A 19931-nucleotide genomic window follows, 5' to 3' on the forward strand; every position below is an offset into this window, starting at 1 on the left:
CGGGCCGTCTCCCGCCCTCAGGGCGGGGGCTCAGCCCAGCCGGCCGCGTGCGCCGTGCTCGCTCCATTCTAGGTCCGCGGGTCCCTGGCGCCGAGGGCCTCGGCGGTGTCTGATCCACCACGCCGCGAGCACGCCGCCGGCCGCCCCGCACAGGTGGGCCTGCCAGGAGATGCCGTCGGCGCGGGGGATGAGGCCCGTGAGCATCGAGGCGCCGAAGACCGCGGCGACGAGCAGGGCGACGCCGCCCTGCAGCAGCCGCTGCGCCCAGCCGGCGGCAGACACCGCGGAGGCCAGCAGGTAGCCGCAGTAGCCGAACACCAGGCCGGAGGCGCCCACGGTGACGGTGCCCGGCAGGGCGAGGACGAAGGCGCCCAGGCCCGCGCTCACGGTGGCCACGAGCGTGACGTACCAGAAGCGGGCAGTGCCCTGCGCCGCGACGAGGCAGCCGAGGATGAGGAAGGGCACGGTGTTGGCGATGAGGTGGGCCCAGCTGCTGTGCAGGAGCGGGGAGGCGAAGATCCCGAGCAGCGTCGCGGGATTCCACGCGTGCTGGGCCAGCCCGTTGAATGAGCCCGGCAGTACCGCGTCGAGCACCCGGATGAGCCACATGAGCGCCAGCAGGGCGAGCGGGGAGGCCAGGCGGCCCAGGGGACGGTGCCGCGGTGCGGCGGGCGGCGGGGGCTGCGGGTATCCCATGGCGCCAGCATGGCAGGCGAGCCTGATGGCCGACTGTGCCCGCAGCGTCCTCCCGCCGGCCGCGGCGCCCCGCGGCGGGTGGGTAGACTGCTCGCCGTGTCCCTGAGCGCAATCACCCAGACGCTGTCCCAGTTCCCCGATGTCGCCGCCGCCCGCGCCGCGCTGGCGCAGCCCGGTGCGCCCGGCGGCACGGTCGATGCCGTCAAGGGCCTGTGGCCCTCGCTCATCGCCGGCGCCAGCGAATCCGGCCCGGTGCTCGCCGTGACGGCGACGGGGCGCGAGGCCGAGGAACTGGCCGCAGCCCTGTCCGACCACCTCCCCGCCGCCGCGGTCGCGGTCTTCCCCAGCTGGGAGACGCTGCCGCACGAGCGGCTCTCCCCGCGCTCGGACACCGTGGGCCAGCGCCTGTCCGTGCTGCGCCGCCTCGCCCACCCCGGGCCCGGCGGCGAGCTCGCGGTGGTCGTCGCCCCCGTGCGGGCCGTGCTCCAGCCCATCGTCACCGGGCTCGGCGAGCTCGAGCCCGTTGAGCTGCGCGTGGGCGCCGAGGCGGAGCTCGACGCGCTTGCGCAGCGGCTGGCGGGCCTGGCCTACTCGCGCGTGGACATGGTCTCCCGGCGCGGCGAGTTCGCCGTGCGCGGCGGGATCCTCGACATCTTCCCGCCCACCTCCCCGCATGCGCTGCGCGTCGAGTTCTTCGGCGACGAGGTCGACGAGATCCGGCCCTTCTCCGTGTCCGACCAGCGCTCCCTCGCCGGCGAGGGGGACGAGCCCGTCGAGGTGTGGGCCCCGCCCGTGCGCGAGGTGCTGCTCACCGCCGAGGTCCGCGAGCGCGCCCGCAGCCTGGCCTCCCAGGTCCCCGCGGCGCAGGACATGCTGCTCAAGATCGCCGACGGCATCGCGGTCGAGGGCATGGAGTCCCTGGCGCCCGTGCTCGCCGAGGGCATGGAGCCCCTGCTCGCGCGCCTGCCCGCGGCCACCCGCATTGTGATCACGGCACCGGAGAAGGTCGGCGCGCGTGCCGAGGACCTCGTCTCCACGACCGATGAGTTCCTCGCGGCCGCGTGGACGACCGCCGCTTCCGGGGGGCAGGTGCCCATCGACCTCTCCGCCGCGAGCTTCCGCACGCTGGCTCAGACGCGCCAGGCCGCCGAGGCGCTGAGCCTGCCGTGGTGGGAGCTGGGTGGCTTCTCCGTCGACGAGGAGCTCGCGGATCCGGACGCGACGATCTGTCGGATCGGCGCGCGCCAGCCGCGCGGCTACGCCGGCGACGTCGAGGCGGTCCTCGCCGATGTCCGCCAGCACCTGGCCGACGAGTGGACCGTCTACGTCCTCACGGAGGGCCGCGGGCCCGGCGAGCGCCTCGTCGAGGTGTTCTCCGAGGCCGAGCTCGCCGCCTCCTTCGTCCCGGACCTCGAGGGGTCGGGCACCCCGGCCACGATCACGGTGACGACCGCCGCGGCCTTCGCGGGCTTCGTCTTCGACGACCGCGGGCTCGCCGTGCTCACGGAGGCCGAGGTGCTCGGCCGGGCCGCCGCCGCCTCGACGCGCGACATGCGCCGGCTGCCCGCGCGGCGCAAGCGCAATCAGGTGGACCCGCTCGATCTGGCCCCGGGCGACTTCGTCGTCCACGAGCAGCACGGCGTGGGCCGCTTTGTCGAGCTCGTCCAGCGCACCACCGGCCGCGGGGAGCAGGCGCGCACCCGCGAGTACCTCGTCGTCGAATACGCCCCGGCCAAGCGCGGCCAGCCCGGCGACCGCCTCTACGTGCCCTCCGATTCGCTCGACCAGGTGACCCGCTACGTGGGCGGGGAGGACCCCGCGCTCAACAAGATGGGCGGCTCGGACTGGGCGAAGACGAAGTCGCGGGCGCGCAAGGCCGTCAAGGACATCGCCGGCGAGCTCGTGCGCCTGTACTCCGCGCGCCGGGCCACCCGCGGCCACGCGTTCGGCCCGGACACCCCGTGGCAGCGTGAGCTCGAGGACGCGTTCCACTACGTCGAGACCCCCGATCAGCTCACGACGATCGACGAGGTCAAGGCCGACATGGAGAAGGAGATGCCCATGGACCGCCTCATCAGCGGCGATGTGGGCTACGGCAAGACCGAGGTGGCGGTCCGCGCGGCATTCAAGGCCATCCAGGAGGGCAAGCAGGTCGCCGTGCTCGTGCCCACGACGCTCCTCGTCCAGCAGCACTACGAGACCTTCACCGAGCGCTACGCGGGCTTCCCCGTCACGGTCGCGGCGCTCTCGCGGTTCCAGACCGCCGCCCAGAGCAAGCAGGTCATGGCCGACCTCGCGGCCGGCAAAGTCGACCTCGTCATCGGCACGCACCGGCTGCTCTCCGGTGAGGTGCGCTTCAAGGACCTGGGCCTCGTCATCATCGACGAGGAGCAGCGCTTCGGCGTCGAGCACAAGGAGACGCTCACGGCGATGCGCACGAACGTCGACGTGCTCGCGATGAGCGCCACCCCCATCCCCCGCACGCTGGAGATGGCGGTGACGGGCATCCGGGAGATGTCGACCCTCGCCACCCCGCCGGAGGAGCGCCACCCCGTCCTCACCTACGTGGGCCGGCACGAGGACCGCCAGGTCAGTGCGGCGATCCGGCGCGAGCTCATGCGCGAGGGCCAGGTCTTCTACATCCACAACCGCGTCCAGGACATCGAGCGCGTCGCGGCCCACCTCGCCGAGCTCGTGCCCGAGGCGCGGATCGCCGTGGCCCACGGCAAGATGAGCGAGCAGCGCCTCGAGCAGGTCATCGTGGACTTCTGGGAGAAGCGCTTCGATGTGCTCGTGTGCACGACCATCGTGGAGACGGGCATCGACATCGCCAACGCCAACACGCTCATCGTCGACCGCGCCGACCGCTTCGGCCTCTCCCAGCTCCACCAGCTGCGCGGGCGCGTGGGCCGCGGCCGCGAGCGGGCCTACGCGTACTTCCTCTACCCCGCGGACACGGAGCTCACGGAGACCGCGCACGACCGGCTCACCACGCTGGCCGCCCACACGGAGCTGGGCGCCGGCATGCAGGTGGCCATGAAGGACCTCGAGATCCGCGGCGCGGGCAACCTGCTGGGCGGCCAGCAGTCCGGCCACATCGAGGGCGTGGGCTTCGACCTGTACGTGCGGATGGTGGGCGAGGCCGTCGCGAACTTCAAGGGCGAGGGCGAGGAGGAGGTGCCGGAGATGCGCGTCGAGCTGCCCATCGACGCGCACCTGCCCGTCGACTACGTCGAGCACGAGCGGCTGCGCCTCGAGGCCTACCGCAAGCTCGCCGCCGCCACGAGCGAGGCGGAGATCGCCGAGGTGCTCGCCGAGCTCACGGACCGCTACGGGCCGTACCCGCCCGCCGTCGAGGTGCTCGCCGACATCGCGCGCCTGCGCATCCGGGCGCGCGCCTCAGGGGTCTCCGAGATCGTCGCCCAGGGCAACATGGTCCGCTTCGGGCCCGTCGAACTCGTCGAGTGGCAGGTCGCCCGCCTCAAGCGGCTCTATCCCAAGGCGCTCATCAAGCCCGCCGTGCGCTCGATCCTCGTGCCCAAGCCCAAGGCGGGCACCGGCTTCGACGTCCGCGATGTCACCGACGCCGAGCTCATCGCCTGGTGCGCCGAGGTCCTCGACCAGATCCTCCCGCTCGAGGACGAGGCGGCCAGCGCGTGAGGCGCCGCGCGGCATGAGCTGGGAGCGGCCCGATGCGGCGGCGCTGAGCCTGCCCGAGGCGATGGCGCTCATCCGCGCCCGCTGCCCGTGGGCGGCCCAGCACTCGCACGCGAGCCTGCTGCCCTACCTGCTCGAGGAGGCCCACGAACTCGCCGCCGCGCTCGAGGCGGGCGCCCCGGCCGCCGACGTCGAGGGGGAGCTGGGCGACGTGTACTACCAGGTGATCTTCCACGCGGCCCTCCTCGACGACCCGGGCAGCGGGCCGGCCCCGGGTTCGCCGGTGCGCGCCCCGAACGGGGAGCCCGCCTCGCCGCGGGCCATCGAGCGGATCGAGGCGCGGCTCAAGGACAAGCTCGTGCGCCGCCACCCCCACGTCTTCGCCGCGCAGGCCCCGGTGCCGCTCGCGGAGGTCGAGCGCCGCTATGAGGAGGTCAAGGCCGCCGAGCGCGCGGAGCGCGCCGCGGACGCCGCCGGCTCCTCGGGCCGCGGGGCAGGCGGCCCCGCGCACCCCGGTTCGAGTGCGGGGTCAGGGGCCGCCAGGGTGCGGGACTCGCTGTCCTCGATCCCCGTGACCATGCCGGCGCTTGCCCGGGCGAGCGCGATCGCCGGCCGCCTCGAGCGCCTCGACCTCGACGCGCGGGGGCTGCTGCGCGCCCGGGAGCGGGCGGGCGCCCGCCCGGGGGAGGATGCGCACGTCTCGGACGCGGCAGCGCAGGCAGGACCGGAGGCGACAGCGCAGGCGGCACCGGCTGTGGCAGCGCAGCGCAAGGCTACGACGCCGGAGGGCACGACGCCGGAGGGCACGACGCCGGAGGGCACGACGCCGGAGGGCGCGGTGCCGGAGGGCGCGGCGGATGCCGAGGCCCGCGCGCTCGGCGACGAGCTGCTCCGGCTCGCCGTGGGCGCGCGGGCGGCGGGCATCGACGCGGAGGGGGCGCTGCGGGCGGCCACCGCCCGCCTGGAGGAGCGCGCCGCCGCGGCGGCGGCGACGCGGGAGCCGGCGCCCGGCCACGGGGGAAGCGGCGGCGATCTCCATTAGGCTGGGGTCTGCGACGGCCGAACGGCCCGCGCCCCCACCTGGCGCGCGCACCCAGGCGATCAGCACCCAGGCGACAACAGGCGACAAGGAGAGACACCCCATGGCTCAGATCATCGCGGCCAATGCCCAGGAGATCCTCGACTCACGCGGCAATCCCACGCTGCTGGCGGAGGTGCTCCTCGACGACGGCGCCGTGGGCTCCGCGCGCGTGCCCTCCGGCGCCTCGACCGGCGAGTGGGAGGCCGTCGAGCTGCGCGACGGCGACCCCGAGCGCTACAACGGCAAGGGCGTGCTCGGCGCCGTAGACGCCGTCCTCGACGAGATCAACGACGCGATCGCCGGCCTCGACGCGGACGACCAGCGCATCGTCGACCAGGTCATGATCGACCTCGACGGCACGGACAACAAGGCCCGCCTGGGGGCGAACTCGATCCTCGGGACCTCGCTGGCGGTGGCCCGCGCCGCCGCCGACTCCGTCGAGCTGCCGCTCTTCCGCTACCTGGGCGGCCCCAACGCGCACCTGCTGCCCGTGCCGATGCTCAACATCCTCAACGGCGGCTCGCACGCGGACTCCAACGTCGACATCCAGGAATTCATGATCGCGCCGATCGGCGCGGCCACCTTCGCCGAGGCCCTCCAGTGGGGCACCGAGGTCTACCACTCGCTCAAGTCCGTGCTCAAGGAGCGCGGCCTGTCCACCGGGCTGGGCGACGAGGGCGGCTTCGCCCCCAACCTCGAGTCCAACGCCGCCGCGCTCGACCTCATCGTCGAGGCGATCGAGGCGGCCGGGCACGCGCCGGGCCGCGATGTGGCGCTCGCCCTCGACGTCGCCTCGAGCGAGTTCTACGCCGATGGCACCTACCGCTTCGAGGGCGAGTCGAAGTCCGCCGAGCAGCTGAGCGCCTACTACGAGGACCTCGTGGCCAGGTACCCGCTCGTGTCCATCGAGGACCCGCTGGACGAGAACGACTGGGACGGCTGGGAGACCCTGACCCGGGCGATCGGCGACAAGGTCCAGATCGTCGGCGACGACCTCTTCGTGACGAACCCCAAGCGCCTTCAGCGCGGCATCGACCGCGGCGCGGGCAGCTCCCTGCTCGTCAAGCTCAACCAGATCGGCACGCTCACGGAGACGCTCGACGCGGTGAGCCTCGCCCAGCGCAGCGGCTACACGACGATGATCTCCCACCGTTCGGGGGAGACGGAGGACACGACGATCGCGGACCTCGCCGTCGCCGTGAACGCCGGCCAGATCAAGACCGGGGCGCCCGCCCGCTCCGAGCGCGTGGCCAAGTACAACCGCCTCCTCGTCATCGAGGAGATGCTCGGCGACGCCGCTCGCTACGCGGGCCGCACCGCGTTCCCGCGCTTCGAGGCCTGAGCGCCGCCGGGGCCCGAGGCGCGCGCCCGGCGCACCCCGGCCCGCCCGGTGCGACACGCCCCGGGCAAATACCGGCCCGCACCGGAAGGCACGGCAGACTGAGACCTGCCGTGCCTTCCCTTCCCCTATGCGCGCATCCGAGGTGGTCATGAGCAGCAGGCGCTCCACAGCCGGGTCGAGGCCCGCAGCTGCGCAGACCCCTCGCGGCAGGCGGAGCCGCACCCCGGGCCGGGCCCGCGGTGCGGCCCCGGCCCGTCGGCTCTCCGGCCGCCGCCTCGTGCTGGGCTGCCTCGTCATCGCGCTGCTGGCCATGTTCATGCCGAGCATCAACACGGGCATCCGGCAGGCCCAGCAGATCCACGCGCTCGAGCAGGACAACGCCTCGACGCGCCAGGAGGTCGGCGACCTCGAGAAGAAGCAGGACAGCCTCAAGGACCCGGAGTACCTGCAGCGCCTCGCCCGCGAGCAGCAGGGCTACGTGAACAAGGGCGAGAAGCCCTACATCGTCGTCGACGATCGGGCCTCGGCCCAGGACGAGCCCGCCGACGAGCAGATCAACAAGTCCTCGCGCCCCCGCCCCTGGTACGTCGAGTTCGCCGACTCCCTCAAGTCCGTCGGACTGGCAACGGACGCCGGGCGCACCGGCGCCGACGGCTCCGGCACGGCCGGCGAGGCGGCGGGCCGATGATGACACCGGCCAGCCAGGCCGACCTCGATGCGGTGCGCGCCCAGCTGGGCCGCCTGCCCCGCGGCGTCGTGGGCATCGCGGCCCGCTCCCGCGCCGGCGAGCCGCTCGTCGTCGCCACCGCCCCGCGGCTGCCCGACGGCACCCCGTTCCCCACGGCCTACTACCTCACCCATCCGGCCTACGTGGCCGAGGCCTCGCGCATCGAGTCCCACGGCACGATGGCCGAGTGGACCGCGGAGCTCGCCGGCGATGAGGACCTCGCGACCGCCTACGCCGCCGCGCACCGCGCCTACCTGCGCGACCGCGCGGAGATCGGCGCGGCGGCGGGAATCGGCTCCGTCGAGGAGATCGCGGACTTCTCCGCCGGCGGCATGCCCACCCGGGTCAAGTGCCTCCACGCGCTCGTGGCGCACAGCCTCGCCGCCGGCCCCGGCGTCAACCCGATCGGCGATCGCGCGCTCGGCCTCATGGCCGACGTCCCGCCGCCCGCCGCGGCCTAGCGCGCGCCGCGCCCGGCCCGCGCGGGCGGCGCACGCCCTAGACTTGTCCCATGACTCGAGTTGCTGCCTTCGACTGCGGGACGAACTCCCTGCGCCTGCTCATCGCCGATATCGAGGCCGGCCGCGTGAGCGACGTGGTCCGCGAGATGCGCGTGGTACGGCTGGGCCAGGGCGTCGACTCCACCGGTGCCTTCGCCCCCGAGGCGCTCGAGCGGACCTTCGCCGTATGCGAGGAGTACGCCGCGATCTGCGAGCGCGAGGGCGCCGAGCGCCGGCGCTTCGTCGCCACCTCGGCCACCCGGGACGCCGCGAACCGCGATGAGTTCCTCACCGGCGTGGCCGAACGGGTGGGCGTCGTGCCGGAGGTCATCAGCGGCGAGGAGGAGGCGCGCCTGTCGTTCGCCGGCGCCGTCAGCGGCGTCGCGGAGGCCGCCGATGAGGACGCGGTGACCCCCCGCCCGCCGTTCCTCGTCATGGACCTCGGCGGCGGCTCGACCGAATTGGTGCGCGGCACGGCAGACGCCGAGCAGGCCTACAGCATGGACATCGGCTGCGTGCGCCTGACCGAGCGCCACATGCACTCCGATCCGCCCACCGACGCGGAGGTCGCCGCGACCGTGCGCGACGTCGATGCGATGTACGAGGCCGCGGCGGACACCGTCGACATGGCGGGCGTGCGCACCCTCATCGGCGTGGCCGGGACCGCCACGACGGTGGCCGCCGCCGTCCTGGGCCTCGAGCGCTACGATCCCGCCGCTATCCACGGCGCGCACCTGCCGCTGCCCGAGCTCGCGCGCGCCACCGCGGCGCTCACGCGCATGGAGCGCTCCGAGCGCGCCGGCCTGGGCTACATGCACCCGGGCCGCGTGGACGTCATCGGCACCGGCGCGCTCGTCTTCGCCCGCCTCGTCGAGCGGATCTCCGCGGACGTGGCCGCCGCGGGCGGCGCCCTCGAGGTCTTCGTCAGCGAGACGGACATCCTCGACGGCATCGCCCTGGCGCTGGGCCGAAGCGGCCCGGTGTGACCGGTGTGAGGAGGGCCGCCGCCGCGCTCGCGGCAGTGGGCCTGGTGCTCGCCGCGGGCCTCGGCCCGGCCGCGCCGGCGGCGGCCGCGCCCAAGGCCGGGCCGGGCCAGTGGTATCTCCACGAGTACGGCATCGACGCGATGTGGAAGACGACCCGCGGGGCGGGCGTCACGGTCGCCGTCATCGACTCCGGCATCAGCGCCGACCACGAGGACCTCAAGGGGACCGTCGTGGGCGCCAAGGACTTCAGCGGGGCCCGCAAGGACGGCCGGACCCCCGTGGGCCCGGCCTCCGCGATCGGCCACGCCACGGGAGTGGCCGGCGTGATCGCCGGCCGCGGCGTGGGGGAGGGGCCGACCGGCGTCGCCCCGGAGGCCACGCTGCTCTCCGCGTCGATGTGGCTGGGCGGCTCGCCGCCCAGCGGCGCCGACTCCTCGCGCGAGCAGGCGGCCAAGGCGGTGCGCTGGGCCGTGGACTCCGGGGCGGGGGTCATCAACATGTCGCTCGGCTGGGACGACCCCGCGTGGCCGGAGGCCTGGGACTCCGCGTTCGAGTACGCGTTCTCCAAGGACGTCGTCGTCGTGGCGTGCGTGGGCAACCGCTCGGAGGGTGCGAAGCGGGTCTGGTCCCCGGCCACGGTGCCCGGCGTTGTGGGCGTGGGCGGGCTGACGAAGAGCGGGCGCGTGGCCAGCGGGTCCACCGCGCCCGGCTCCGCCGTGTCCCTCATGGGCCCGGCCCAGCAGATCCCCGTGCCCTACTACAAGGGCGGCTACGCGGAGGCATCGGGCTGCTCGTTCGCCTCCCCGATCGTCTCCGGGGCGGCCGCGCTGCTGCGCGCGGCGCACCCGGACTGGAGCGCCGACGAGGTGGTGGGCCGGCTCGAGGGCACCGCCCGCGCCGTCAAGGGCCACTCCGGGCGCACGAAGGGCGAGCAGCGCGATGCGACGGTGGGCTACGGGCGCATCGATCCCCCCGCCGCCCTGGCCGCCAAGGCCCCCGCGCAGCCGCCCAATGCCCGCCGGGAGCTCGCCGACTGGGTGAGCATGCACCGGCGCGCCGAGCCGGACGGGGGCGCGAAGGGCGGTGCGAGCGCGAGCGCCTCGGCCTCCCAGGGCGCCTCCGCGGCACCGGCGCAGGCCGCCGCCGCCCCGCGGACGGTGGCGGGTCCCGCCGTGCTCATCGTGTGTATGCTCGTGGCAGGCGGACTGGTGGCTTATGGGATCGCTGCCGGAGTGCGCGCGCGACGGCTGCGCCGGCACTGATCCCCGAAGCCGGGCGCGGCCGAGCGCCCTGAGACCGGCCGGCGCCGCGCTCACCTCTCTTGGATAGGATGGCACTATGGCTCTGATTCGAAACAGCAAACTGCGTCCCCGCATCCTCGTCGTCGGCGGAGGCTACCTCGGCCTCGTCGCCGCCCAGCACATGCTCAAGCAGCTCGGCACGGGGGAGGCGACGGTCACGGTCGTCGACCCGAACCCGTACATGACGTACCAGCCGTTCCTGCCCGAGGTCGCCTCCGGCGCGATCGAGCCGCGCCACGCCGTGGTGCCGCTGCGCCGCCACCTCAAGGGCGCCGAAGTCGTCACGGGCTCGGTGACCTCCATCAACCACGCGAAGAAGTTCGTCGTCGTCGAGCCGGAGGGCGGCGATGAGCCGTTCGAGCTCGACTACGACCAGCTCGTCATGGCCGCCGGCGCGGTGCCGCGCGCGCTGCCCATCCCCGGCCTCGCGGAGGAGGCGATCGGCCTCAAGCGCATCGAGGAGGCGGTCGCGCTGCGCGACCACCTGCTCAACCGCCTCGACGAGGCCGCGCTCATGGACAACGACGACGAGCGCCGCAAGGCCCTCACGTTCGTGTTCGTCGGCGGCGGGTTCGCCGGCGTGGAGATCCTCGCCGAGCTCGAAGACGTCGTGCGCGCCGCCGTGGCCCAGCACGAGACGCTCACCGAGGCCGATGTCCGCTTCGTCCTCGTCGAGGCGATGGGCCGCATCATGCCCGAGGTCAGCGAGGGCCAGGCCCGCTGGGTCGTCGACCACCTGCGCGAGCGCGGCATCGACGTCTACCTCGAGACGTTCCTCCAGGACTGCACGAACAAGCACTGCAAGCTGTCCAACGGCGAGGAGTTCGACGCCGACACGATCGTGTGGAGCGCGGGCGTCAAGGCCAATCCGGTCCTCATCGACTCCGACCTGCCCATCGACGAGCGCGGCCGCCTGACCGTGCGCGCGGACCTGCGCGTCGAGGACGAGAACGGCGTCGTCGCCGATGCCTGGGGCGCCGGCGACAACGCCGCGGTCCCGGACCTCTCCGGCATGGGCCCCGGCGGCTACTGCGTGCCCAATGCGCAGCACGCCGTGCGCCAGGCTCCCGTGCTCGCCGCCAACGTCGTCGCGGCGCTGCGCGGGGAGACGGAGTTCAAGCAGTACTTCCACAAGACGATGGGCTCCGTGGCGGGCCTGGGCCTCTACAAGGGCGTCGCACAGGTGGGCGACTTCGAGGCCCGCGGCATCGTCGCCTGGGCGATGCACCGCGGCTACCACGGCTGGGCGATCCCGTCCGCCGAGCGCACGAGCCGGATCTTCGGCAACTGGGTGCTCAACTTCCTCAACGGCCGCGACACCACGTCGCTGCGCGACCTCGATGTGCCCCGCAAGGCGTTCGTCGAGGCCGCCCACTCGAAGCCGGCGCCCAAGAAGGAGCCCAAGGACGCCAAGGAGAAGGCCAACGCCTGACCCATGAGTCCGGCGCGCCGGCCCGCCGGCGCCGCACCCGATCAGGGGCTCGCCACCGCATCGCGGTGGCGGGCCCCTCGTCGATTTCCGCTCGTGCGGACCGGCACCCCGGGCCCCGTGGCCTAGGCTGTGCCGTATGAAGAGGACGACGCTGCTGGCGGCCACCGCGACCGCGGGGCTGGCACTGCTCAGCGGCTGCCAGCTGCTGGGCATCGGGAACGGCGGGGACGGCGATGGCGGCGGCTCGGGCGACGCACGGCCGCAGGAGTCGCAGGCGGCCGCGACGAGCGCAGCCAGCGCGCCCGCCGAGGACGACGGCGGGCAGGCAGCGGCCCCGGAGACCGGGCAGCCTGAGCCGGACAACGGCAGCGGCAGCCCCGGTGTGGGCGAGGCGGTCCCGATCGGCCCGTTCCGCGGCACCTCGGACACGACGCACGACACGCTCTACTTCACCTCGCCGTCCGGCAAGCACAAGTGCGCGATCGGCCCCGACGACACCGGCTGCAACTCCAGCGCGCTGCCCGCCGATGCCCCCGATGTCCCCGGCGTGGACGGCGAATCCGAGCGGCCCAATGCCGTGGTCCTCCAGCCGGGCAGGAAGGCGACCTACGCGCAGACCGGCGATCCGGCCTACGAGTTCGAGGCGAGCAATCCCGGCAGCGGGAAGGGCAAGGTCCTGCCCTACGGGCAGGCGATCAGCCTGCACGGCACCACCTGCACGAGCGCCCGGGCTGGCATCACGTGCACGAACGGCGCCCACGGGTTCACGCTGTCCTCCGAGCGGGTGGCGCTGCACTAGGCTCGTGGGGGTGCCCCCGGAGCGCGGGCCGCGGCGTCCCAGCCGCGGGGAACGGGGTGACACGCGGCGAACCGGTCGGGCGATCCTGCGCGTTCCATCCGAAAAGTGTCATAAAATAATGGCATGAAACGCGTGATTGCGGCCGGTGCCGCCTCCACGGCCGCGCTCGCACTGCTGAGCGGCTGCCAATTCCTGCCGTTCGGCCCCGGTCAGGCCAAGCCGGAGGCGGACGCGAGCGAGGGCGCGGCTGCCGCGGCGACCTCGCCGGCCGCCTCCTCCGACCCCAACCAGGTGGTGGGCGGCCAGGCGAGCCCGACCGGCGGTGGGGCAGCGGGGAACGGCGGCGGGTCAGCGGGCACCGGCGCCCCGGCGGGCGAGCGCGTGGACCCCGCCGACTACGCGAAGAAGTCCGAGTACACGGGCACGAACTACTACTTCTACTCGCCCTCGGAGAAGCACCGCTGCGAGATCGCCGCCGACGTCGTGGGCTGCACGAGCCTGGCGATCCCCGCGAGCGCCCCGGACGTCGTCGGGACCGATGGGCTCATGGGCCGGCCGAACACCGTCGAGCTGTACACGGGCAAGAAGGCCAGGCTCGTGCAGAACGGCGACGCCACCTACGACTCGATGGCGGCGAGCCTGGGCAAGGGCACGGTGCTCGGCTACGGCCAGGTGCTCAGCGTGCGCGGCACCACCTGCACCGTGGCGAAGGCGAAGGGCGTGACCTGCACGCGCGGCGGCCACGGATTCTCCCTCTCCTCCAAAGCCTACGAGGTGCACTGAGCCATGAAGACCACTCTGCCCGCGGCCGCCGCGATGATCGCCGGCACCCTGCTGCTCAGCGGCTGCCAGTACCTGCCGTGGAACGCGCTGCGCGCGGCCCCCGACGCGGCCCCGGCCAACGCAGCGGCCGCGCCCACCACCCAGGCCCCGCAGGACGCCTCCGACCAGGTGGTCGAGGGCCAGGGCAGCGCGCCGCAGGACGAGGACGAGGGCGGGAGCGTGAGCGCCTCCGCCTATCGCGGCGGGGCGTCGGGCACGCGCGACACGTTCTACTTCCAGACGCCCTCGGGCAAGCACAACTGCGCGATCTCCGCGGGCGACGTGGGGTGCAACAGCACGGCGATTCCCGCGAGCGCGCCCGACGTCGAGGGCGTCGAGGGCTATGTCGAGCGGCCGAACGCGATTGCGTTCGGGGCGGGCTCCGCCGCGCACTTCGAGGTCACGGGCGATCCCGCCTACATCTACCAGGGCGCCGACGGGAATTTCGGGGAGGCCAAGGTGCTGCCGTACGGCCAGACGCTGCGCGCCCACGGCGTCACCTGCTCCGTGAGCGAGAGCCGGGGTGTGTCCTGCTACGGCTTCGGGCACGGCTTCACGTTCTCGTCCCAGGACTACACGCTGGACTGACCCCGCCGGGCCCCGGTCCATCCCAGGAGGCGAGGCGGCGCGTCCCCCCGGCGGGACTCGCACCCGTATCCAGGCCCAGGCCACACTCCCGAGCACCGGAATCTAGGTGTTCCACGGCCTCTCTCGCTCCGTGGGGGAGTGTGCCCAAATTGTGCCCACGAATGTGCGGCCTCCATCGCATCAGCAACCGCACCCAGGTCACTGTCGAACAGCGCCGCGTACACGTCCAACGTCACCGCCGCCGTCGCGTGCTCCAACATCCGCTGAAACACCTTCAAATGCGCACCCGCCTGCACTGCCAGCGACGCTGCCGTGTGCCGCAGGTCGTGTGGGGTGATCCGGTCAATCCCCGCCCGTTGGCAGGCCGTCGTCATTCACCCGTGACGGGGTGGGTTGCCGTGGTGGACGAGCGATGGTTCACCTCGGTGCTCGGCGTGTACGGGTTCATCGGGACCGCGTTCGGGCTTGTCGCGGCCAACAACACGGGGGGGGCTGCGGAGACCGACGTGTCGGAGGGTGAGGTGCTGACGGACGAGGATTACGCGGCCGTGGACGATGCGCCTACGGATGAGTTGGTGGAGGTGGATGAGACCCCGCTGGGGCGGAGGACTACGAACCTTGCCGCTGAGCACCGCGTGACTACGCCCCCACCCTTCCCAGGTGGGGGCGCTTTCGTCGTGCCTCAGTTGATCGAGGGCTTAGACCCGTACTTCCCGACACCACTGGTCTCAAACCACGGCGATTGGATTTTGTTGTTGCACGAACCGACATTCCCACAGACTTCCTCACCGGCGTTCGCCGTCGACAGACTGAGGGGGAGAAGTGCTGCCCCTGCGGTGAGGGCGGCTGCTCCGAGTATGGCGGTGAAAGAGTGCTTGGTGTTCATGGTGCTCATCTCCTAGAAGGTGTGTCCTTTTCGGTATGTGGCACCCGTCACGCTATCCATTCTTCGATCACGCGACAACGGGGTGTGTCAGCCCTGACACATACCCTCGCAGGGTGTTCGTTGAACGCCTCACCCCCAACCCGGTCCTCATTGTCAACAGCCTCCCCGCCCGCCGCTCACCAGACCGGTCACCCCTCCCATGCCCCGCCCGCATCCACTCGGTCACGGGGGATCGCTACCACCGCCTCCCGGTTTGTACTCGCGGACGGGGCGGTCTTCGTGGAGATGTGTGGCACCAGGTGCATCACCATCGGCGAATGGCTGCCGCGGGCGGACGTGGTGTTGTAGGGCGATGTGCCCAAAATATGCCCAAACCCCGTTTTGACCGGCAACAGCGGGGGGCATCTAAGGTTCTGACCTGGGGGAATGCGGGCCGTGGGCGCGTCCCCCCGGCGGGACTCGAACCCGCACTGCGCCGATTTTAAGTCGGCTGCCTCTGCCGATTGGGCTACGGGGGGCGGCAGGCGCGCGCTGTCAACGTACCACGCGGCCCGCGCGGCGCCCGGCGGCGAACGCCGCGCGGTGCGGCCAGGCTGCCCTTGCGCCCGGTAGACTCGGGGTGCGATTGCGCGCCGCGGGCGGAGGTGAACCACGTGCATCCCGAGCAGTGGGAGCTGCCGTTCTTCGGCGTCTGGGGCCTGCTCTACCTCATCGTCCTCGGCCGCGCGGGCAGCACGTACGCGCTCGGCCGGGCCGCGCGGCGCGGGGCGGCCCGCTTCACGCACATCGGCCGCCTGCTCGCCTCCCCCCGGGCCCGCCGCGTGGAGGCGCTGCTCGACCGCTGGGGCGCGCCGTTGGTCGCGGCGAGCTTCCTGACGATCGGGTTCCAGACGCTGGCCAACGCGGCCGCCGGGGCCACCCGGATGGCGCTCGTGCGCTACCTGCCGGCGCTCGCGCTCGGGGGAGCGGCCTGGGCCCTCATCTACGCCGGCGTCGGCTTCGCGGGCTTCGCCGCGGTGCGCGCGGCCTACGAGCGCGATCCCGACCTCACCGTGATCGTCGTGGCGCTCCTCGCTTTCGCGCTCGCCGCCTTCCTGGCCGTGCGCCTGCTCCGCCGTCGAGGCGCGGGCTCCCCACCGCCCGAGGCCGCCGGAGGCGGTCGCCCCGGGGGCGGATCCGTCGAGGTCGGTCCCGCCGGGAGCGGGGCCGCCGGGACTGCGGTGCTTGGTGGCGCAGACCGCGCCGCGGCCCCGCATCCCGCACCCCCGAGCCGATCCCCGGACCCCGCGGCCCCCGACCGGGACGCCGAGGCCCGAGGCGCCTGACACCCGAGGCGCCTGACACCCGAAGCGCGCGTCACCCGCGGTCGCGCGACACTTGCGGTCGCATGGCGGGACGCCGGCGGACGAACCGCGGCCCGCCCCGCCCCGGCGGCGGAAGAGGCCTAGAGTTGGGGAAACGACCGGATCGGCCCGAGGAGCGCCATGCACCCGCACCAGAAAGAGAATCTCCGCGAGTACATCGACAAGCTGCGGCTCGAGGGCTACTCGGTGCGCGATGGCCACACACCGGACCCAGACCTCATCGACCCCGGCGGCCGCGCGGTCGAGACGTGGCAGGAGGACTACCCGTACGCCGAGCGCCTCGAGCGCGACGCCTATGAGCTGGAGAAATACAAGCTGCAGGTCGAGCTGCTCAAGCTCCAGTACTACAGCCAGGACCACGGGCTGCGCCACGTCATCCTGTTCGAGGGCCGCGACGCCGCCGGCAAGGGCGGGACCATCAAGCGCTTCACGGAGCACCTCAACCCGCGCGCGGCCCGCGTCGTGGCGCTCAACAAGCCCACGGAGATGGAATCGGGCCAGTGGTACTTCCAGCGCTACGTCCAGCACCTGCCCACCCGCGGCGAGATGGTGCTCTTCGACCGCTCCTGGTACAACCGGGCCAACGTCGAGCGCGTCATGGGCTTCTGCTCGGACGAGGAGTACGAGCGCTTCATGGTCCAGGCGCCCGTGTTCGAGAAGATGCTCGTCGACGAGGGCATCCACCTCACGAAGTTCTGGTTCTCCGTCACAGAGAGCGAGCAGCGCACGCGCTTCGCCATCCGCCAGATCGACCCCGTGCGGCAGTGGAAGCTCTCGCCCATGGACCTCGAGTCCCTGGGCCGCTGGGAGGACTACACGGCCGCCAAGGAGGCGACGTTCCTGCGCACCGACACGGACACCGCCCCCTGGATCTCGATCAAGTCCAATGACAAGAAGCGCGCCCGCCTCAACGCGATGCGCTACTACCTCAACCAGTTCGACTACGAGGACAAGGACGAGTCCGTCGTCTACCCGCCGGACCCCAAGATCGTCCGCCGCGGGCGCGAGGCCGTGGGCGACTGAACCCGGCCCGAGGCGCGCGCGGCGCCCGCCTGCCCCGCACCTCGGGCACTGGGCAAACGGGTACGGGGCAGACGGGCGGGTGCGGGGCTCAGCCCCTGGCGGCCTTCGCAGCCGCCCGGTCGGACTTCTCCGCCTCCTTGGCGGCATCGCGCTCGGCCTTGCGGGTGCGCTCCGCGCGGGCGCGCTGGACCTCGCGCAGGCGCTTGGCCTCGCGGCGCCGGCGCCCGCCGATCGCGGAGATGCCCAGGAGCGCGAGCGCGGCGAGGATGACGATCGCGCCGCCGCCGATCCCCGCGTCCATCCAGAACGTCTGCGGGAAGAGCCGGATGAGGGAGTCGTCGAGGTAGAACTCCCAGTTGCCGCCGGGGAAGAGCACCCTGTGGAAGTTCGCGAAGAACGTCTCGAAGCCGAAGAGCGCCACGACGACCGCACCCACCGTGATGAGGAGGGTGAGAATCGCGCCCCACCGCAGCCCGGCGTGCATGCCCGGGCCGTGCTTGCGGCACAGCGCGAGCCCGGCGATGATCGCGCCGATCACGGCGACGACCGCCACGAGGTAGAGCAGCGAGATGATCGACTTCACATCGGCCATGTGGGCGATCTCCGGCTGGGTGAACAGCGGGGAGCCCTCGCCTTGGGCGATGTCGGTCAGGTAGCGGCTGCCGTCCATGTTCGACAGGTAGTCGACGGTGTACGAGGCGAAGTGCATCCGGTCGTCCGCGGAGAACCCGTAGGGGTCGGCGGGGAAGCCGGGGCGGTAGAAGTACTCGAACTTGAGGAACAGCCCCGAGGCGACGACGCGCACGCCCAGCGCGATGAGGACGAAGGGCGTGCCGAGCGCGATCCAGAGCGTGGCGATGACGTCGACGAACGTGTAGCGGCGCCGCGGCTTCGCCGAACTTGCGCCGGCTGCGCCGGTCGCGCCGGTCGCGCCGGCAGCTGTGCTGCCCGCGGCGGCAGCCGCGCCGGCCGGGACAGCGCCCACGGCGGTGGCATCGGGCTCCGCGGCGGGAGCGCCCGTGATCGCGGCCCACTCCTCGTCGCTGAGCATGTCCGGCTTCGCGCCGGCCGACGGCACGGCCGGCCGCTGCGAGGTCTGCGGCTTGACGGCGGGGAACGCCTCGAAGGCAACGGTGTCGTCGAGCGACTCCTCGTCGACCCGGTCGGAGGCCGCCGCGGAATCGGCGGCGGGCTCTGCCCGCTGCGGCTCCTCGGCCTGCGAGCCTGAGCGCATGCGCCGCGACATCAGGTCATCGGTGTTCTTCTCGTCATCAGCCACCCGTCCATTGTCCGCAACGGGCCGCGGCAGCCCGGTGAGCGACACGCATGCAGGGCCGCGGGATCGCGCCGGGGCGAGGGCAGCGGCGGGAGTCCGCCCGGCCCCGCACCGGCCCCGCACCGGCCCGCGCTCAGCCGAGGGCCGTGCGGGGCGCCGTGCGGCGGGGGATGAGGAGGCTCGCAAGCGCCCCGATGCCGCACAGGCCCGCCGCCGCGAACCACGCTCCGTCGTAGCTGCCGGTGGCGTCGCGCAGCACGCCCGCGCCCAGCGCCGCGACCGCGGCACCGACCTGGTGCGAGGCGAAGACCCAGCCGAAGACGATGGGCCCGGTGCGGCCGAAGGCCCGCACGCACAGCGCCACCGTGGGCGGGACCGTGGCCACCCAGTCGAGACCGTAGAAGACGATGAACGCCCACAGGGGCGGTTGGACGTGCGGGCCGATGACGAGCGGCAGCGCCACGAGCGAGACCCCGCGCAGGCCGTAGTAGGCGAGCAGGAGCAGGCGCGGGTCGATCCGGTCGGTCAGCCAGCCCGAGGCGACGGTGCCGAGGACATCGAAGATGCCCACGAGGGCCAGCAGGCCGGCCGCGGTCGTCGCGGGCATCCCGTGATCGTGCGCGGCGGGCACGAAGTGGGTGCCCACGAGCCCATTCGTCGTCGCCCCGCAGATCGCGAACGACAGCGCGAGCAGCCAGAAGGTGCGGTGGCGCACGGCGCCGGCGAGTGCCGCCAGCGCGGTGCGGGCGGGGTTGCCCCGCGGCGTTGAGCGGGTGACACCCGGATCCTGGGCGGTGGCGCCCAGCGCCGGCAGCCCCACGTCCGCGGGGTACTCGCGCAGCAGGAACACCACGAGCGGCACGACGCACAGGGCCATGCCCGCGATCACGAGGGCCGGCAGCCGCCAGCCGAAGTGCATGGCCAGGTGGGCGATGATGGGCAGGAACACCAGCTGGCCCGTCGCCTGGGCGGCCGTGAGGATGCCGGTCACGAGGCCCCGCCGGGCCACGAACCACCGCGCCGTGACGACCGCGACGAACGGCATCGCCATGGACCCGGTGCCGGCCCCGATCACCACGCCCCACAGCAGCCAGAGCTGCCAGTGGGCCGTCATGAACACCGTGAGCCCGCTGCCGCAGGCCACCGCGCACAGGGCGGCGACCACCACCCGGCGGACCCCGAAGCGCTCCATGAGCGCGGCGGCGAACGGCGAGAAGAGGCCGTAGAGCAGCAGGTTGAGCGAGACCGCCGAGCTGATCGTCGCGGTCGACCAGCCGAACTCCGCGTGGAGCGGCTCGATGAGCACCCCGGGGGCGGAGCGGAACCCGGAAGCGCCGATGAGCGTGCAGAACGCGACGAGGACGACGACGGGGTAGCGCCAGGAGCCGGGGTGCCGGGCACCGTCCTGCGGGGCGACGGGGGGTGCGGTGGGCAGAGGGGAGGCGTTCACG

At 73.2% G+C, this 19931-nt stretch carries 18 protein-coding genes and 1 tRNA gene; 14 read left to right on the plus strand and 5 right to left on the minus strand.

Annotated features, from left to right (window positions below):
- Nucleotides 1-30 precede the first annotated feature (30 nt).
- Nucleotides 31-696 (minus strand): rhomboid family intramembrane serine protease, encoded by a 666-nt coding sequence (locus BRM1_RS13830; protein ID WP_268526724.1) that lies wholly within the window; start codon nt 694-696, stop codon nt 31-33.
- Between the two features lie 96 nt (nt 697-792).
- On the opposite strand from BRM1_RS13830, the gene mfd reads away from it, so the two are divergent.
- The 11 genes from mfd (at nt 793) to BRM1_RS13885 (ending at nt 13931) form a co-directional block, all read left to right on the plus strand.
- Nucleotides 793-4356, plus strand: a complete 3564-nt coding sequence (mfd, locus tag BRM1_RS13835) for a transcription-repair coupling factor (protein ID WP_268526726.1) — start codon at nt 793-795, stop codon at nt 4354-4356.
- Between the two features lie 13 nt (nt 4357-4369).
- Nucleotides 4370-5395 (plus strand): MazG nucleotide pyrophosphohydrolase domain-containing protein, encoded by a 1026-nt coding sequence (locus BRM1_RS13840; RefSeq protein WP_268526728.1) that lies wholly within the window; start codon nt 4370-4372, stop codon nt 5393-5395.
- A gap of 100 nt (nt 5396-5495) precedes the next feature.
- On the plus strand, nt 5496-6776 hold the full coding sequence (gene eno / locus BRM1_RS13845; RefSeq protein WP_268526731.1) for a phosphopyruvate hydratase: 1281 nt from the start codon (nt 5496-5498) through the stop codon (nt 6774-6776).
- 127 nt (nt 6777-6903) lie between these two features.
- Nucleotides 6904-7464: an FtsB family cell division protein gene (locus BRM1_RS13850; RefSeq protein WP_268526733.1), complete on the plus strand. Its 561-nt coding sequence runs from the start codon at nt 6904-6906 to the stop codon at nt 7462-7464.
- Complete coding sequence (locus tag BRM1_RS13855) at nt 7461-7964, plus strand: DUF501 domain-containing protein (protein WP_160953428.1); 504 nt, start codon at nt 7461-7463, stop codon at nt 7962-7964. The genes BRM1_RS13850 and BRM1_RS13855 overlap by 4 nt, the downstream gene beginning before the upstream one ends.
- Before the next feature lie 50 nt (nt 7965-8014).
- The gene (locus BRM1_RS13860; RefSeq protein ID WP_160953427.1) at nt 8015-8989 is read left to right on the plus strand and encodes a Ppx/GppA phosphatase family protein; all 975 of its coding nucleotides are present in this window, start codon (nt 8015-8017) and stop codon (nt 8987-8989) included.
- A gap of 5 nt (nt 8990-8994) precedes the next feature.
- Nucleotides 8995-10251 carry a S8 family peptidase gene (locus BRM1_RS13865; RefSeq protein ID WP_268526738.1) on the plus strand — a complete coding sequence of 419 codons (1257 nt, stop codon included), beginning with the start codon at nt 8995-8997 and terminating at the stop codon, nt 10249-10251.
- 76 nt (nt 10252-10327) lie between these two features.
- Nucleotides 10328-11722 (plus strand): NAD(P)/FAD-dependent oxidoreductase, encoded by a 1395-nt coding sequence (locus tag BRM1_RS13870; protein ID WP_160953426.1) that lies wholly within the window; start codon nt 10328-10330, stop codon nt 11720-11722.
- A 136-nt stretch (nt 11723-11858) separates the two neighbouring features.
- A complete protein-coding gene (locus BRM1_RS13875) occupies nt 11859-12521 on the plus strand; it encodes a hypothetical protein (protein WP_160953425.1) in 663 nt (220 codons plus the stop codon).
- Between the two features lie 123 nt (nt 12522-12644).
- A complete protein-coding gene (locus tag BRM1_RS13880; RefSeq protein WP_160953424.1) occupies nt 12645-13304 on the plus strand; it encodes a hypothetical protein in 660 nt (219 codons plus the stop codon).
- 3 nt (nt 13305-13307) lie between these two features.
- Nucleotides 13308-13931: a hypothetical protein gene (locus BRM1_RS13885; protein ID WP_268526742.1), complete on the plus strand. Its 624-nt coding sequence runs from the start codon at nt 13308-13310 to the stop codon at nt 13929-13931.
- Here the strand turns inward: BRM1_RS13885 and BRM1_RS14095 are convergent.
- Nucleotides 13916-14305, minus strand: a complete 390-nt coding sequence (locus BRM1_RS14095) for a tyrosine-type recombinase/integrase (protein ID WP_442864332.1) — start codon at nt 14303-14305, stop codon at nt 13916-13918. The two genes, BRM1_RS13885 and BRM1_RS14095, sit on opposite strands and share 16 nt — an antisense overlap.
- 6 nt (nt 14306-14311) lie before the next feature.
- On the opposite strand from BRM1_RS14095, the gene BRM1_RS13895 reads away from it, so the two are divergent.
- On the plus strand, nt 14312-14833 hold the full coding sequence (locus tag BRM1_RS13895; protein WP_268526790.1) for a hypothetical protein: 522 nt from the start codon (nt 14312-14314) through the stop codon (nt 14831-14833).
- A gap of 428 nt (nt 14834-15261) precedes the next feature.
- Here the strand turns inward: BRM1_RS13895 and BRM1_RS13900 are convergent.
- Nucleotides 15262-15335 (minus strand) — tRNA-Leu (locus BRM1_RS13900).
- Nucleotides 15336-15470: 135 nt separating this feature from the next.
- On the opposite strand from BRM1_RS13900, the gene BRM1_RS13905 reads away from it, so the two are divergent.
- Together BRM1_RS13905 and ppk2 are read left to right on the plus strand one after the other, a co-directional pair.
- A complete protein-coding gene (locus tag BRM1_RS13905; protein ID WP_268526793.1) occupies nt 15471-16142 on the plus strand; it encodes a VTT domain-containing protein in 672 nt (223 codons plus the stop codon).
- Nucleotides 16143-16301: 159 nt separating this feature from the next.
- Nucleotides 16302-17204 carry a polyphosphate kinase 2 gene (ppk2, locus tag BRM1_RS13910; protein WP_268526796.1) on the plus strand — a complete coding sequence of 301 codons (903 nt, stop codon included), beginning with the start codon at nt 16302-16304 and terminating at the stop codon, nt 17202-17204.
- Between the two features lie 88 nt (nt 17205-17292).
- On the opposite strand, the gene BRM1_RS13915 is transcribed toward ppk2, so the two are convergent.
- The gene (locus tag BRM1_RS13915) at nt 17293-18483 is read right to left on the minus strand and encodes a TIGR01906 family membrane protein (RefSeq protein WP_268526798.1); all 1191 of its coding nucleotides are present in this window, start codon (nt 18481-18483) and stop codon (nt 17293-17295) included.
- A gap of 130 nt (nt 18484-18613) precedes the next feature.
- Nucleotides 18614-19930, minus strand: coding sequence for an MFS transporter (locus BRM1_RS13920; RefSeq protein WP_268526800.1), 1317 nt, complete (start codon nt 19928-19930; stop codon nt 18614-18616).
- Nucleotide 19931: the final 1 nt, after the last annotated feature.

Origin of the sequence: Brevibacterium sp. BRM-1, assembly GCF_026802075.1 — a bacterium.
Taxonomy (GTDB): domain Bacteria; phylum Actinomycetota; class Actinomycetes; order Actinomycetales; family Brevibacteriaceae; genus Brevibacterium; species Brevibacterium rongguiense.

Excerpts from the sequence above, each read along its gene's own strand:
- BRM1_RS13830 (WP_268526724.1), bottom strand. The coding sequence starts at position 696 with ATGGGATACCCGCAGCCCCCGCCGCCCGCCGCACCGCGGCACCGTCCC.
- BRM1_RS13840 (WP_268526728.1), top strand. The coding sequence starts at position 4,370 with ATGAGCTGGGAGCGGCCCGATGCGGCGGCGCTGAGCCTGCCCGAGGCG.
- eno (WP_268526731.1), top strand. The coding sequence starts at position 5,496 with ATGGCTCAGATCATCGCGGCCAATGCCCAGGAGATCCTCGACTCACGC.
- BRM1_RS13850 (WP_268526733.1), top strand. The coding sequence starts at position 6,904 with ATGCGCGCATCCGAGGTGGTCATGAGCAGCAGGCGCTCCACAGCCGGG.
- BRM1_RS13855 (WP_160953428.1), top strand. The coding sequence starts at position 7,461 with ATGATGACACCGGCCAGCCAGGCCGACCTCGATGCGGTGCGCGCCCAG.
- BRM1_RS13860 (WP_160953427.1), top strand. The coding sequence starts at position 8,015 with ATGACTCGAGTTGCTGCCTTCGACTGCGGGACGAACTCCCTGCGCCTG.
- BRM1_RS13870 (WP_160953426.1), top strand. The coding sequence starts at position 10,328 with ATGGCTCTGATTCGAAACAGCAAACTGCGTCCCCGCATCCTCGTCGTC.
- BRM1_RS13875 (WP_160953425.1), top strand. The coding sequence starts at position 11,859 with ATGAAGAGGACGACGCTGCTGGCGGCCACCGCGACCGCGGGGCTGGCA.
- BRM1_RS13880 (WP_160953424.1), top strand. The coding sequence starts at position 12,645 with ATGAAACGCGTGATTGCGGCCGGTGCCGCCTCCACGGCCGCGCTCGCA.
- BRM1_RS13885 (WP_268526742.1), top strand. The coding sequence starts at position 13,308 with ATGAAGACCACTCTGCCCGCGGCCGCCGCGATGATCGCCGGCACCCTG.
- BRM1_RS14095 (WP_442864332.1), bottom strand. The coding sequence starts at position 14,305 with ATGACGACGGCCTGCCAACGGGCGGGGATTGACCGGATCACCCCACAC.
- ppk2 (WP_268526796.1), top strand. The coding sequence starts at position 16,302 with ATGCACCCGCACCAGAAAGAGAATCTCCGCGAGTACATCGACAAGCTG.